The sequence below is a fragment of the Traorella sp. mt218 genome, assembly GCF_055420025.1.
In genome coordinates this window covers 73,427-86,262 of the sequence record NZ_JBVAYM010000010.1, presented here as the reverse complement: position 1 = coordinate 86,262, position 12,836 = coordinate 73,427, and the positions used below count along the sequence as shown (strand labels likewise).

Here is a 12,836-nt window from a genome sequence, read left to right as displayed (position 1 = left end):
AATATAAATAATAAGAAACACTGGCAACCGGAATATTTGTCATCACATTTAATCTTTTCAACAATTCAAAGATACCATCCCATGTGGCATTTCCAATCACACCATCCGGATTCATCCTCATATACGACTGTATTTCTCTTACAGCTGTCTGTGTTCTTGGACCGAATATACCATCCGGTGTCAATCTTGTCGTGATATAACCTGCATCAACAAACATATTTAAATAAGCCTGAATCTTGTTTACTGCAATTCCTTTATCTCCGAGTCGTAATACATATCTTGTGTACATTGTCATTGTCCTTTCAAACTAAAGTATGTGGAAATAAAAAAAACGGATAGGCTAATGCCCATCCGCAAATACTTTATCATTCTCATCCAAAAAATAATATACTGCCGCATACTGTTTCTTCTTAAAAGAATCAAATGTTTTCCTCGAACCAAAAGTCTGAAAAAATATTGAGATAAGGTTCATTAAGATAAAGCCAATGATAAAGCCACCTAATTCTCCCTGACCAATGATCATCCAAAATAAGACCAGTACCAATACTCCGAATAAAACGGATAATGGTAATAGACGTACACGCGTCTTTTCGATCGCATCTTCAATGAAGCTGCCTCTGGCTTCTATAAAATCTTTTACTTTAAAAGGAAGATCAAAATGATTTCTTTCATTAAGCTCATAGCATTTCAAGATACAGTAGGTCATGGCATCCTCTTGATTTCTATCTAAATAATAACGTGCCATGATCCAATAGACATAAAACAAATCCTCATCATTTCCGACAGCATTCTGACATGAAAGAACTTCTTCTTTTGTAATTCCTTTTCCTTGAAGAATTTTTTCTTGAACATTCGTTATATCCTGATTCATTTTACACCTGCTTCAAATCATTCAGAATCTTATCGATCTTATTTCCCCGTTCCAGGGAACGATCGATTTCAAAAATAAGCTCCGGTGTCTTACGAATCGTCAAACGCTTTGCCAATGCACTGCGTATAAAGCCCTTTGACTGATTCAAAGCCTTTAAACCCGCTACAGCTCTTTCTTCCTTGCCCAAGAATGAAACAAATATCTTCGCATATGAATTATCATTTGTAACCTGAACATCTGTAATGGTAATAAAACCCACCTTAGGATTTTTCAGCTCAAATTGAATAATTTCAGAAACTGCTTTTTGGACAATATGATTCATCTTGTCATTTTTAGTCATTAGACCACCTCTACCTGCTGGTCTTCATAAGCTTCTATGATATCTTTTTCTTTGATATCATTAAAGTTTTCAATCGTCAAACCACATTCATAACCGCTTGTAACTTCCTTGGCATCATTCTGGAATCGCTTCAGCGAATTTAAATTTCCTTCATAAACCACGATGCCATCACGAATCAGACGTACCTTACATCCCTTGCGAATACAGCCATCTGTGACCATACATCCGGCAATGGTTCCTACCTTGCTGACTTTGAATGTTTGACGTACCTCTGCCTGTCCGATAATCACTTCTTCATATACCGGTGCCAGCATTCCCTTCATCGCTGCTTCCATTTCTTCAATCACCTTATAGATGATATTATGCAGACGAATATCGACCTTCACTTCTTCTGCTTTCTTTCTTACATTAGCACTTGGACGAACATTAAAGCCGATGACGATCGCATTGGAAGCATTTGCCAGATCAATATCGCTTTCTGTGATAGCACCCGCTGTTGAACGGATAACATTGATCTTTACACCTTCAACTTCAAGCTTTTCCAATGAAGCCTTGACAGCTTCAGCACTTCCCTGGACATCAGCTTTGATGATGACATTGATCGACTGGATATTTCCTTCTTCGATCTGACGTGCCAAATCATCTAATGTCAGAGCGCTTGTCGCATTACGATCATGATCGATCTTATTTTGTAAGCGTGTTTCTGCGATATGTCGTGCTTTCTTTTCATTTTCAAACACCTTGAAGACATCGCCGGCTTCCGGAACATCATTCAAGCCGATAATTTCTACCGGACTGGACGGACCTGCACTCTTGATTTCACGTCCGTGATCATCCACCATCTTACGTACACGTCCTAAAGCACTACCAACAACAACGATATCACTCGTATGCAGTGTTCCCTTTTGAACTAAAAGCGTTGCCACAGGACCTCTTCCCTTATCCAGCTTGGCCTCAATGACGGTACCTGTAGCCAAACGATTAGGGTTGGCACGATAATCTTCAACCTCAGCCAATGTCAAGATACTTTCCAAAAGCTCATTGACACCTGTACCAAACTTAGCAGAAATCTTACAGAAGATCGTATTTCCGCCCCATTCTTCCGGCATGACACCATTATCTGCCAGCTCGCCATAGATACGATCCAGATTGATATCCGGCTTATCGATCTTGTTTACCGCAATAATGATCGGTGCCCCTGCTGCCTTGGCATGATCGATCGCTTCCTTGGTCTGAGGCATGACACCGTCATCAGCCGCTACGACAATGACGACGATATCAGTAATCTGAGCACCTCTGGCACGCATGGCCGTAAAAGCTTCATGTCCCGGGGTGTCCAAAAAAGTAATCTTCTTTCCTTTGACGCTTACCTGATAAGCACCTATATGCTGTGTAATACCACCAAATTCACCTGCTGTAACTCTTGATTTACGGATCGTATCCAAAAGTGTCGTCTTACCATGATCGACATGTCCCATGATCGTAACGACCGGAGGACGCGGAACCAGTGATGCCTCATCATCATCGTTTTCCTTCAGCTCTTCTTCCAGATCGCTTTCATCGACAACGACTTCTTTTGTCACTTTTACGTTAAATTCCATACATAACAGCTCTACCGTATCGTCATCCAGCTGTGAGTTGATCGTTACCATATTTCCAAGCATGAATAATACCTTGATCAGTTCACTTGAATTGCGGTGAAGCTTTTCAGCTAATTCTCCTACCGTGATCGGAGATGAATAAGTAATCTCAGTCACTTCCACCCTTTTTTCTCTTGGTGTAAAAGTCTTTTTCTGATTTTTCTTATTTTTGTTTGTGTTGGCTTTTGCCATCAATATCACCTAGCCTTTCCAGCATTTCATAATACTTTTTTTAAATCCCTCATCACATATTCCTACAGCCATCCGATTTGACTTTCCAATTGCCTGATTCAGCCTTTCAGAGCTTTCTATCGTGATCAGATCGACATCATAAAAGCTGCATTTATCCGAATATCTTTTTTTGGTATTCTCACTTGCATCCTCAGCAACGATCACAAGTGACACTCTTTTTTTGCGGATCGCATCCATCAGTTCTTCCCCGCTGATAACTTTTCTGGCACGCATCGCAAGACCTATCAGATTATATATCTTATCCATTCATAAACTCCTTCAGCTCTTCATATAAGGAGTCATCAATTTCACATTCTAAAGCTCTTGCCAGTGCTTTCTTCTTCTTTGCCAGTTCAATGATCGACGGGTCTTTTTTCAAATAAGCACCCCGGCCATTTGTTCTTCCTGTACGATCAATGACTACATTTCCTTCAGGTGTGCGGACAACCCGGACCAATTCTTTTTTCGGAAGCTGTTCCTGAGTAACAACACATTTACGCATCGGTATCTTTCTCATAATTCACCTAATCGTAATATTCATCGAATTCATCAAAGTCGATGTCATCATTGATCCAGTCATTTTCCCTCTCTTCAGCTTCACGTTTCGCAATTTCCGCTAATTCTTCTTCAGAATAAATCGGCTTCATCTCGTAATCCTTTTTCAAATCAAAAGTTGGCTTACGCAGGCTTTCTTCCTCTTCATTCTTTTCTTTATTCTTCTTTTTCTTAGGAGCAGGTGCCTGAGGCTTTGTCGTTACACCGGCAAGAGATTCAAATTTAGATACATATTCCTGCTTGCTGGCAAGATCGATATCTTCCTTGGCTTTCTTCTCTTTCGCAATACGAGCAGCTCTTTCAAGATCTGTTTCTTCTCTTTCCTTGACAGGCTCTTCTTTTACAGCTTCCTGCACATCATCTTTCTTTTCTTCTGCTGCGACACTATCAGCTGCCTCATCTTCATGGATATCGTCATATTCAATTTCATCAAAAAGCTCCTCATCAAATTCTTCTGAATTTTCAGTAGCTCTTCTCTCTTCAAAATATTTCTGCTGTTCGGCAGCACGTTTTTCTGCTAAGCGAGCCTGCAGCTCTTCCTGCTGTTTTGCATAGATTGTGCGATAATCAATACCCATCGCCTCAACCTCGCTCTCAGCTTTGATATCGATCTTGGAGTTTGTCAGTTTTACTGCAAGACGTGCGTTCTTACCTTTTTTACCGATTGCCAATGACAACTGTGAATCGGCAACGACTACCAGCAATCCTTTTTTCTCAGGATTCGGAATGACTGCCAGGATCTGTGCCGGTGAAAGGGCATTTTTGATCAGTTCGCTGACATCCTCGCTCCATTCAAAAATATCGATCTTTTCACCATGAAGCTCATCGATGACAACCTGTACACGACTGCCTCTTGGTCCGATACAAGCTCCGATAGGGTCAACATTTTCATTTTTAGAATAAACGGCCATCTTACATCTTTCACCGGGTTCACGAGCAATCTCTTTGATTTCAACGATTCCCTGATAGATTTCCGGTACTTCCTTCTCAAAAAGTCTTCTAACCAAATTTGCATCAGCTCGGCTGACAAGCACCTGTGCACCCTTGGTTTCCTTATTGACTTCACTGATCACGACACGGATACGCTGACCTTCCTTATATACCTCTCCCGGAATCTGGGCCACTCTTGGCATCAGCGCTAATGTCTTACCGATATTCACTACACAGAATTTTTCTTCCACGGATTCGATCGTACCTACGACCATATCCTCCAACTTATCGATATATTCATCATAAACCGCCTGCTTTTCAGCTTCTTTGATTTTCTGACGCAATACATTTTTAGCTAATATGACTGCTGCACGCCCAAAATCCGCAATATTGATCTCATTGGTAGAAATCGTATCCCCAATCTGAGCATCTTCCTTCAATGCCTTGGCATCCTCTAAAGAAATTTCAAATTCATCATCCTCAACGTTTTCCACGACCGTCTTCTGGCGGAAAACCTTGATTTCCCCATCACTTTCATTGACTTCTACCTCAACGAGAGCATCCGGCATTTCCACATGTTTACGATAAGCTTTTGTGAGAGCTTCTTTTAGTGCAGATGTTACAACTTCAACACTCAGCGAACGATCCTCTTCGATCGCCTGCATCGCTTTCATTAAATCTTTTAGTTTCATCTTTCAATTACCTCGTTTACTAAATTTTTACCGCAAGACGGATCAGAGAACAATCATCAATATCCACTTTGATCTGTCTTTTGAACGTCTTATCCATATACTCAATACAGCAGCAGTTATCCTCGACACTGACCAAGGTTCCTTTAACTTCATTCAGTTTTCCGATCGTCTTTTTGAATTTCGCATATACATACTTGCCCACTGCATTTTCAATTTCCTGAACATTTCTTAACTTTCGCTCAGCACCCGGTGAACATACCTCCAGCATATATTCAAAGCTGATGATGTCCATTTCATCCAGCTTAGCACCGATCACTTCGGCAACACTGGCACAAAGATCGACATCTACGCTGCCATCTTCTCTTTCAATGGCAATCTGCAGAATCTTATGCTTACCTTCATGCGTCCATGTCATGTCATAAAGTTTTACATGCATTTCGTCAAGCAATGGCAATATGCTTTCTCTGATTTTTGCTTCCTGATCCATCTTTTCTCCTTTTCTAACAAAATGAAAGTGGACTCTCGTCCACTCGTTTACTTTACAGGGATATATTAGCACACATCCCGGCTTTTTTCAAGCGATTTCATTTAATTTCTTCCTTCATGAGCGTTTTATACAGTATAGTTATCTTTGGTTAACTTTTATCTTGACACAAATATATTGCCATGATATTCTTAAGATAAAGTTAGCTAAGGCTAATTTAAAGGAGGAAAATTATGAAAGTTATATACGCTTCAAGAACAGGTAATGTTGAATCAATCGTCAGCCGTTTAGGTGTTGATGCCACAAAGATCGAATCCGGCAATGAGAGCTGTCCAGAGGACTTCGTACTTTTTACCTATACAGATGGATATGGTGATATTCCTAGTGAAGTTGAAGACTTCCTTGCTGCCAACAGTGAACATCTCAAGGGTGTCGTTGTCAGCGGTGATACAGGATATGGTGAAGCCTATTGCCAGGCTGGTGATAAAATCAGTGAAACGTATGGTGTGGAATGTCTTTATAAAGTTGAAAATGACGGAACAGATGAAGACATCGAAAATATCGGCAATCTTTTAAAGAAGCTTTAATTTATGCCTGAAAGTGCATTGACCTTCCAAGAAAAGCTTGCTTTATACAGTGCTCCGACACTGATCGGCATGAAAACAGCCAGTCTTTTCAGAATTCAAAAAAAAGACATCCCCGATTATGAAGAATGTCTTCACTATTTCAATCAGCAATTCAAAAAATATGGCATTCAAATCTGCATCCTGCAAGAAAACAAAAGCAGTGTCCTGCTTTATATCTATGAATCTGTAAGCCTTGTTCATATCCTGTCAAATCCGCTTGTCTGGGATATTCTCAAACCGTTCCATTATCCAAATCAAGATTTGACAAAAGTATTGGAGCATCTGCGCAAACGGTTATTAGAAGATGAGTTTCCACATGAGATCGGACTCTTTCTCGGTTATCCGCTTTATGATGTCATCCATTTCATGAATAAAAGCTGTAAATGTAAGCTTATCGGCCATTGGAAGGTATATTGCAATGTGAAAAATACACAAAAAACATTTTATAAATATAACTGCTGTACAAAAATGGTTCAAAAGAGAATTTCCAATGGTGAATCGATCTTCCGGCTAATTGAAAGATCAATGACTGCCAGTTAACTCATAAAACTCCTTCATGGAGTTTTTTCTTTCCAAAAGCTATAAATTCCATAATTATTCGTGAATAAATTTCGCAAGATGATATGATCTTGTCCTCATTATTTATATCTTCCATAAAATATATGATACATATAAAAGCTGTCATTCACAGCTTTTCATGATTTCATCATTTCAGCGTAATGATCATATTCACTTTCAGGAACATTCAACAGTTTCATCGCTTCATGCAGATCAATCTTCAGATTCTCCATTAATGAACATAATGATGTATAAACACCTTTCTGAAGTCCTTTCTCCATACACTTTTTCTCCACATAGGCACCATAATCACACATGCTTCTTACCTCCTCTGAGTTGGATCTCATACTTCTTTAATGCCTCGTTCTTTTTCTCATAATCCATTCCATTGTCTGCCAGGATCCTTAAAATGTTCATCGAGGTCTGTTCGCTTTCCTTATATCCTAAGTATAACACAACAATCTCCTCTTTACATATTGTGGTATTATCTTATTATCATAAAAAAACAAAAGATGCCCTGCTATATTTAAATAAAAGTGAAGAGGCATTAAAAGAAACAGTCTGTCATAAAAAAATTATGAAAGCTCGAAAGAATATAAAGCTTTTAGAAGAAATTTTATAAGTGAATATTTAAAAACTGTATGAGTGAATAAGAAATTCACTCATACAGTTTTTTTATAAATTAGGCTTTCACCCATTTCACTTATTCTTTTCCTAAAAGCTTGAACATATTCTTCTTATAGACTTCTACGCCCGGCTGATTGAATGGATTTTGTTCATTCAGATAAGTCGTCATGGCAATGGCTCTAAAGAAGAAATAAGCCATATAACCAAAGGTATGGGCACTCATATCCGGAATGGTAATCTCAAGATTTGGAACATGTCCTGTTTCTACATGGGCCTGCAATGTTCCAAGGCAAGCCATCTGATTGATCCAATGCAGTGATTTACCGGCAAGATAATTCATATTATCTAAATTCTCGCTGTCGCTTGGGAAAGTAATATCCAGTGTTGGCTTTTCCACCTTGATCAATGTTTCAAACAGACATTTACGTCCTTCCTGAATGAACTGACCCATAGAATGAAGGTCTGTTGAGAAATTGACTGAGCAAGGTAATAATCCTGTACCATTCTTTCCTTCGCTCTCACCAAACAGCTGCTTCCACCATTCCGCAACCATCGCCATCTGGGTTTCATAGGATACAAACATCTCTGCAACCTTTCCCTGATGTTCAAGAATACGGCGGCAAACGGCATAACGATAAGCAATATTTTTGCTTAAATCATCGGTATCAAGATCCTTATAAGCTTGTGCACAGCCATCCATCAATGATTGAATGTCGATGCCGGCAACAGCAATCGGCAATAAACCTACCGGTGTGATGACCGAAAATCTTCCTCCGATATCATCCGGAATGACAAAAGTTTCATAGCCTTCCTTATCTGCCATCGACTTCAATGTACCTTTATGGGCATCTGTCGTTGCATAGATATATTCATGAACCTTGTCACCATATTTTTTCGTCATATACTGCTTGATCAGACGGAAAGCTACACTTGTTTCTGTCGTTGTACCGGATTTTGAAATAACGTTGCAGACAACCTCTTTTCCTTCAATATGCTTCAGCACCTGAGCAACATAAGTTGAAGAGAATGTATTACCGATAAAAACGATTTCCGGTTTCGCATCATTATAAACGCCATTGACCATTTCAATAACGGCTCTTGCTCCTAAATAAGAACCACCGATACCGCAAACAAGAAATACATCACATTTTTTACGAATATCTTCAGCCGCTTTTAAAATACGTGCAAATTCTTCCTTATCATAGCAGTTTGGCCATTCTACCCAGCCAACAAAATCATTTCCTAAGCCTGTCTTATTCATCAGCTGATCATGATACTTGCTGACAGCTGCCTGATAATCCATAATATCTTCTTGTAAAAATGCATGATCACTACTAAATTTCAACATTCTGCTCCTCCTTATTCTGCTGTTGAATCCATTCATCTAAATGCTCTTGCAGAGTCTTAAAACCAATCACCATTTTAGGAACCTTCGGTTCTCTTGAACTCTTACGATGGGATCTGTTGGATTGTAATGCCTTTAACGAAAGACGGCATTGATTCAAAAGCGGATCATAGTCCAGGATCTTAACACGAACCCTTTCTCCGACATGGAGAAACTGTGCGACATCCTTCACATATCCCTTCGATATTTCAGAAATATGGATCAAGCCCTTTTCCCCGGAATCCAGCTGTACAAAAGCACCGTAGGGCTGTATGCCGCTAATGATGCCCTCTCTGACCTCACCAACCTTAGAATGCATGATCCACCTCCAAACTATTCCTATTATATCACAATCTTTATTTGATTTTATAAGAGTTGACAATATTTTTATCTAAATCATAGATCGTAAATACATCATTTTCTAAAACACCATAGCTCGGCACGCTTTCCATTTTCGGAAGTGAGATGCTGCCCGGATTGAGATAAAGCAAGCCATTGATCTTCTCAGCCACAGGAATATGGATATGTCCAAACAGCACGGCATCCTGTTCGCCGACCCACTTTAAATTTTCATCATAGAGATGTCCATGGGTGACAAATATCTTATAACCGTCAAAAGGAAGCATCTGATAATCAGCGGTAATCGGGAATTCCAGCACCATCTGATCCACTTCACCGTCACAATTGCCACGTACCGCAATGATCTTTTCTTTTCTTTCATTCAGCATCGCTGCCACCTTTTTAGGTTCATAATTAGCCGGCAGGTCATTACGCGGTCCATGATAAAGTATGTCACCTAAGACTATCAGATAATCACCATCCTCATCAAACATCTGCAATACCTTTTCAAGATTGGCACTGCTTCCGTGAATATCCGATACGATATAATATTTCATTTAAATTCCTCCCATCTGTCTATGATTGAAGAAAGCCGGTCGATTTCATGGTCCGGTATGACCGCTGAATCATTGATGATATGCTTAGGATTAAACCAGACACTGATACATCCGCTTTCCACCGCTCCGTTCATATCTGCACTTAACGAATCACCAATAAAAAGCACTTCCTTTGGAGAAACGTTCACACTCTTAAAAATCGCATCAAAATAAGCAGGGTGAGGTTTCGCATAACCCACTTCTTCAGATATGAATATATATTCAAAATATTTCTTTATTCCTGCTTTTTCAATCCTTCGATACTGAATTGAAGCAGTTCCGTTTGAAGCCAATGCCAGTTTTGCTTTTTTTGAACACCACTCAAGAATTTTTACGCTGTCTTCTAATAAAATAGCCTGTTCAGAAAGCTTTTGAGGAAACAATGCATTGACTTTCTCAACATCAAAATCAAGCCGGCTTTCCTTTTTCAATTCTTCAAAACGGATTCTTTGCAAAGCATACCGTTCAACTTCTCCCTTTTCAAGCTTTTTCCATAATGCTCCATTAATTTTTTTATAAAGGAGATAATCGTCCATACTTGCTTCAATATTTTCTTCCTTCATCGTTTCATAAAAAGCAATCTCTTCCCCTTTATGAAAATCCATCAACGTATCATCTAAATCAAAGCAAATCAACTGAATCATCGAAACTTCTCCTCTAACCTTTCTTCCACATATTTGCTGACAAAACAGCTTAAATTTCCATGATGCATCGCAATCTCCTTGACCGTTGAGCTGGAAACAAAGGAATACTCCGGCTTGCTTAGAAGAAATAATGTTTCGATATCACTCTCAAGCATCATATTTGCTGTTCCTATCGATACCTCATATTCATAGTCACTGGTGGCACGGATTCCTCTTACCATGGCGCTTACACCTAATTTTTTTGCCATATGGACCGTTAATCCGCTTCCTGCCAACACCTTTACATTTTTTAGATGAGCCGTTTCCTTTTCAATCATATCAATACGTTCTTCCTCACTAAACAGAGGTTTTTTTGCGGCATTCACCATGATGACGACATAGACCTCATCAAAAAGCTTGCTGCAGCGCTCAATGACATCAAGATGTCCCTTTGTTACCGGATCAAACGTTCCCGGAATCATTGCTTTCTTCATATACTTTCCTCTCATAATAACTGATTTTCGTAATGCCGTAGCATACGCTCTTATAACGTCTTAAATCAGCAATTTCTTCTTTAAATTCATCTTCTTTTCGGCTTTCAACGATCAGGATGCCATCCTTGCTCAATAATTTTCTGTCTGCAAGCATCTTGATCAGCTTTTCATTTTGCTGTTTGGCATAAGGCGGGTCAAGATAGATCAGATCATATTCACCGCTTAATTCATCCAAATGCGTCATTACATCCTTTTGATGCAGATGATACTGTTCTTCAAGCTTGAAGCGTTTTACATTGGATCTTATGCAGGCACAGGCCTTAGGATCAATTTCAAAGCCATCCGCCTCATCCATACCTCTGGAAAGTGCTTCAAAACCGATATTACCGCTTCCCGCATAACAGTCAAGCATCCTTCCGCCATAAAAATAAGGCCCTATGGATGAAAATATGGCTTCTTTGATACGATCGGCCGTCGGTCTTGTTTTGTCACCCTCCATCGTTTCAATTTTCAGTGAACGAAGCTTCCCGGCAATTATTCTCATAAGCCTTCCCTCTCACGATTCTCTCTGGCTATCGCTCCCTGTGCAATACCGATTGCTGAACAGATACTGAAAAGCGAACTGGCACCGGAAGAAATAAACAGAAGTGGAATACCGGTCAGCGGAATCAGTCCCGTCACCCCGCCAACATTGAAGACAAAGTGAATGAAAAGATACATGGCTGTACCGATATATAAAATTTTATAGTCTTCCCTTTTTGACATCAAGGCATATTTAAACAAACGATAGATCAAGATGCTATATCCGCCTAAAACAACTAAAAAGCCGGTAATTCCAAATTCTTCAACAGTGATGGCCAAGATATAGTCAGTCATGGCCGCCGGCAGATATTGCATTTTCTGGATCGATTGTCCAAATCCTACACCGCTCCAGCCACCTGTCGCAAAAGCATACAGCGAATTGATCAGCTGCAAGCCGTCACCATATTCATCCAGCCATGGATTTGCGGCCATCTTGAATCGGTTGATCATATAGCTTTCCAAAGGAAGCTTTTCAAGCAAGGCAATCCCGGCATCGCTTGCCAAAAAGACGACGGCCAAACTGCCAAAGATCAAGATGCCTCCGGCAACTTTTTGAAACTTTTTTAAGCTCGGATGTGAAGGAATCAGAAGACATACGGCGCAGATCAAAGATATAACGATGAGCGAACCTGTATCATTCTGAAGAAAAATCACGATTGCCGCGATCATATAAAATGAAAGCGGAATCTTCACGATGCTCCAGCAGTCGAGCTTTCTTCGCCGTACCCGTTCAATGATGCACGCCATCACCACGATCATGAACACCTTCATAAATTCACTTGGCTGCAGCGTAATCTGCCCCAGCCCCGGAATGCTCAGACGGATCCAGCTTTTTGCACCTCCGGCAGCATCAAAAAACAGACAGGCAATCAGCATGACAACGATGAGGAAACCGATCGGACGGATCCATTTCATCGCTCTTTCCATCGTAAAATGGTTGGCAAAGAAAACCATTGCGAAATAGCTGACAAGCACGAACAGGACCTGTTTCACGATCGTTCGTATGACGATCGTATTATTTGTCGTACCTCCCGATATCGTTTCTCCGACACTTGTAGATGCGACCATCAAAGTTCCCAGCACGATCAAAACTATGACGCTGGCATGAATCAGCCGATCATATTTTTTGGGCATGTTGAATTTTATTTTGCGCATCAAATCGCCTCCTGTTTCATTTTACACAATTTTATAAATGAATGGAAGAAAAAGATTCTTTTCAAGTACATCAAAATATTATAAAATAGAAAGACAGAGGTGAATAAAT

19 protein-coding genes are annotated in these 12,836 nt (G+C 39.9%); 2 read left to right on the top strand and 17 right to left on the bottom strand.

Annotated elements, in window-relative coordinates; all coding sequences use genetic code 11:
* From ACZYT3_RS06800 to ACZYT3_RS06765, 8 genes are all read right to left on the bottom strand, one after another.
* A partial coding sequence (locus tag ACZYT3_RS06800) for a peptidoglycan-binding domain-containing protein (RefSeq protein WP_464088130.1) occupies positions 1-289 on the bottom strand: 289 nt, incomplete at its 3' end.
* A gap of 51 nt (positions 290-340) precedes the next feature.
* Entirely contained in the window at positions 341-871 is a 531-nt protein-coding gene (locus tag ACZYT3_RS06795; RefSeq protein ID WP_464088129.1) for a hypothetical protein, read from the bottom strand.
* A gap of 1 nt (position 872) precedes the next feature.
* Positions 873-1,211, bottom strand: a complete 339-nt coding sequence (gene rbfA, locus ACZYT3_RS06790) for a 30S ribosome-binding factor RbfA (RefSeq protein ID WP_464088128.1) — start codon at positions 1,209-1,211, stop codon at positions 873-875.
* Positions 1,211-3,043: a translation initiation factor IF-2 gene (gene infB / locus ACZYT3_RS06785; protein WP_294562411.1), complete on the bottom strand. Its 1,833-nt coding sequence runs from the start codon at positions 3,041-3,043 to the stop codon at positions 1,211-1,213. Before infB ends, rbfA begins: the two co-directional genes overlap by 1 nt.
* 9 nt (positions 3,044-3,052) lie before the next feature.
* Positions 3,053-3,349, bottom strand: coding sequence for a L7Ae/L30e/S12e/Gadd45 family ribosomal protein (locus tag ACZYT3_RS06780; protein ID WP_464088127.1), 297 nt, complete (start codon positions 3,347-3,349; stop codon positions 3,053-3,055).
* Positions 3,342-3,599 carry an RNase P modulator RnpM gene (gene rnpM, locus ACZYT3_RS06775; protein ID WP_294562415.1) on the bottom strand — a complete coding sequence of 86 codons (258 nt, stop codon included), beginning with the start codon at positions 3,597-3,599 and terminating at the stop codon, positions 3,342-3,344. The genes ACZYT3_RS06780 and rnpM overlap by 8 nt, the downstream gene beginning before the upstream one ends.
* 7 nt (positions 3,600-3,606) lie before the next feature.
* Positions 3,607-5,259: a transcription termination factor NusA gene (gene nusA, locus ACZYT3_RS06770; RefSeq protein WP_464088126.1), complete on the bottom strand. Its 1,653-nt coding sequence runs from the start codon at positions 5,257-5,259 to the stop codon at positions 3,607-3,609.
* Positions 5,260-5,278: 19 nt separating this feature from the next.
* Positions 5,279-5,746 (bottom strand): ribosome maturation factor RimP, encoded by a 468-nt coding sequence (locus tag ACZYT3_RS06765; protein ID WP_294562419.1) that lies wholly within the window; start codon positions 5,744-5,746, stop codon positions 5,279-5,281.
* Between the two features lie 230 nt (positions 5,747-5,976).
* Here ACZYT3_RS06765 and nrdI point away from each other — a divergent pair, with 230 nt between their 5' ends.
* Positions 5,977-6,330 (top strand): class Ib ribonucleoside-diphosphate reductase assembly flavoprotein NrdI, encoded by a 354-nt coding sequence (gene nrdI, locus ACZYT3_RS06760; protein ID WP_464088125.1) that lies wholly within the window; start codon positions 5,977-5,979, stop codon positions 6,328-6,330.
* Positions 6,331-6,333: 3 nt separating this feature from the next.
* Positions 6,334-6,909, top strand: a complete 576-nt coding sequence (locus ACZYT3_RS06755) for a DUF3793 family protein (RefSeq protein ID WP_294562429.1) — start codon at positions 6,334-6,336, stop codon at positions 6,907-6,909.
* Positions 6,910-7,064: 155 nt separating this feature from the next.
* On the opposite strand, the gene ACZYT3_RS06750 is transcribed toward ACZYT3_RS06755, so the two are convergent.
* The 9 genes from ACZYT3_RS06750 to ACZYT3_RS06710 all read right to left on the bottom strand — a co-directional run bounded on the left by ACZYT3_RS06750 (position 7,065) and on the right by ACZYT3_RS06710 (position 12,727).
* Positions 7,065-7,244 (bottom strand): hypothetical protein, encoded by a 180-nt coding sequence (locus ACZYT3_RS06750; protein WP_464088124.1) that lies wholly within the window; start codon positions 7,242-7,244, stop codon positions 7,065-7,067.
* Complete coding sequence (locus ACZYT3_RS06745) at positions 7,237-7,383, bottom strand: hypothetical protein (RefSeq protein WP_464088123.1); 147 nt, start codon at positions 7,381-7,383, stop codon at positions 7,237-7,239. The genes ACZYT3_RS06750 and ACZYT3_RS06745 overlap by 8 nt, the downstream gene beginning before the upstream one ends.
* A 247-nt stretch (positions 7,384-7,630) precedes the next feature.
* On the bottom strand, positions 7,631-8,902 hold the full coding sequence (locus ACZYT3_RS06740) for a glucose-6-phosphate isomerase (protein WP_464088122.1): 1,272 nt from the start codon (positions 8,900-8,902) through the stop codon (positions 7,631-7,633).
* Positions 8,889-9,257 (bottom strand): CvfD/Ygs/GSP13 family RNA-binding post-transcriptional regulator, encoded by a 369-nt coding sequence (locus ACZYT3_RS06735; protein WP_294562435.1) that lies wholly within the window; start codon positions 9,255-9,257, stop codon positions 8,889-8,891. The genes ACZYT3_RS06740 and ACZYT3_RS06735 overlap by 14 nt, the downstream gene beginning before the upstream one ends.
* Before the next feature lie 37 nt (positions 9,258-9,294).
* Complete coding sequence (yfcE, locus tag ACZYT3_RS06730) at positions 9,295-9,834, bottom strand: phosphodiesterase (RefSeq protein WP_294562437.1); 540 nt, start codon at positions 9,832-9,834, stop codon at positions 9,295-9,297.
* The gene (locus ACZYT3_RS06725) at positions 9,831-10,517 is read right to left on the bottom strand and encodes a YjjG family noncanonical pyrimidine nucleotidase (protein ID WP_464088121.1); all 687 of its coding nucleotides are present in this window, start codon (positions 10,515-10,517) and stop codon (positions 9,831-9,833) included. The genes yfcE and ACZYT3_RS06725 overlap by 4 nt, the downstream gene beginning before the upstream one ends.
* Positions 10,514-10,990 carry a pantetheine-phosphate adenylyltransferase gene (gene coaD / locus ACZYT3_RS06720; RefSeq protein WP_294562442.1) on the bottom strand — a complete coding sequence of 159 codons (477 nt, stop codon included), beginning with the start codon at positions 10,988-10,990 and terminating at the stop codon, positions 10,514-10,516. The genes ACZYT3_RS06725 and coaD overlap by 4 nt, the downstream gene beginning before the upstream one ends.
* A complete protein-coding gene (rsmD, locus tag ACZYT3_RS06715) occupies positions 10,959-11,534 on the bottom strand; it encodes a 16S rRNA (guanine(966)-N(2))-methyltransferase RsmD (protein WP_294562443.1) in 576 nt (191 codons plus the stop codon). The genes coaD and rsmD overlap by 32 nt, the downstream gene beginning before the upstream one ends.
* Entirely contained in the window at positions 11,531-12,727 is a 1,197-nt protein-coding gene (locus ACZYT3_RS06710) for an FtsW/RodA/SpoVE family cell cycle protein (protein WP_464088120.1), read from the bottom strand. Before ACZYT3_RS06710 ends, rsmD begins: the two co-directional genes overlap by 4 nt.
* Positions 12,728-12,836: the final 109 nt, after the last annotated feature.

Excerpts from the sequence above, each read along its gene's own strand:
- ACZYT3_RS06795 (WP_464088129.1), bottom strand. The coding sequence starts at position 871 with ATGAATCAGGATATAACGAATGTTCAAGAAAAAATTCTTCAAGGAAAA.
- rbfA (WP_464088128.1), bottom strand. The coding sequence starts at position 1,211 with ATGACTAAAAATGACAAGATGAATCATATTGTCCAAAAAGCAGTTTCT.
- infB (WP_294562411.1), bottom strand. The coding sequence starts at position 3,043 with ATGGCAAAAGCCAACACAAACAAAAATAAGAAAAATCAGAAAAAGACT.
- ACZYT3_RS06780 (WP_464088127.1), bottom strand. The coding sequence starts at position 3,349 with ATGGATAAGATATATAATCTGATAGGTCTTGCGATGCGTGCCAGAAAA.
- rnpM (WP_294562415.1), bottom strand. The coding sequence starts at position 3,599 with ATGAGAAAGATACCGATGCGTAAATGTGTTGTTACTCAGGAACAGCTT.
- nusA (WP_464088126.1), bottom strand. The coding sequence starts at position 5,259 with ATGAAACTAAAAGATTTAATGAAAGCGATGCAGGCGATCGAAGAGGAT.
- ACZYT3_RS06765 (WP_294562419.1), bottom strand. The coding sequence starts at position 5,746 with ATGGATCAGGAAGCAAAAATCAGAGAAAGCATATTGCCATTGCTTGAC.
- nrdI (WP_464088125.1), top strand. The coding sequence starts at position 5,977 with ATGAAAGTTATATACGCTTCAAGAACAGGTAATGTTGAATCAATCGTC.
- ACZYT3_RS06755 (WP_294562429.1), top strand. The coding sequence starts at position 6,334 with ATGCCTGAAAGTGCATTGACCTTCCAAGAAAAGCTTGCTTTATACAGT.
- ACZYT3_RS06750 (WP_464088124.1), bottom strand. The coding sequence starts at position 7,244 with ATGTGTGATTATGGTGCCTATGTGGAGAAAAAGTGTATGGAGAAAGGA.
- ACZYT3_RS06740 (WP_464088122.1), bottom strand. The coding sequence starts at position 8,902 with ATGTTGAAATTTAGTAGTGATCATGCATTTTTACAAGAAGATATTATG.
- ACZYT3_RS06735 (WP_294562435.1), bottom strand. The coding sequence starts at position 9,257 with ATGCATTCTAAGGTTGGTGAGGTCAGAGAGGGCATCATTAGCGGCATA.
- yfcE (WP_294562437.1), bottom strand. The coding sequence starts at position 9,834 with ATGAAATATTATATCGTATCGGATATTCACGGAAGCAGTGCCAATCTT.
- ACZYT3_RS06725 (WP_464088121.1), bottom strand. The coding sequence starts at position 10,517 with ATGATTCAGTTGATTTGCTTTGATTTAGATGATACGTTGATGGATTTT.
- coaD (WP_294562442.1), bottom strand. The coding sequence starts at position 10,990 with ATGAAGAAAGCAATGATTCCGGGAACGTTTGATCCGGTAACAAAGGGA.
- rsmD (WP_294562443.1), bottom strand. The coding sequence starts at position 11,534 with ATGAGAATAATTGCCGGGAAGCTTCGTTCACTGAAAATTGAAACGATG.
- ACZYT3_RS06710 (WP_464088120.1), bottom strand. The coding sequence starts at position 12,727 with ATGCGCAAAATAAAATTCAACATGCCCAAAAAATATGATCGGCTGATT.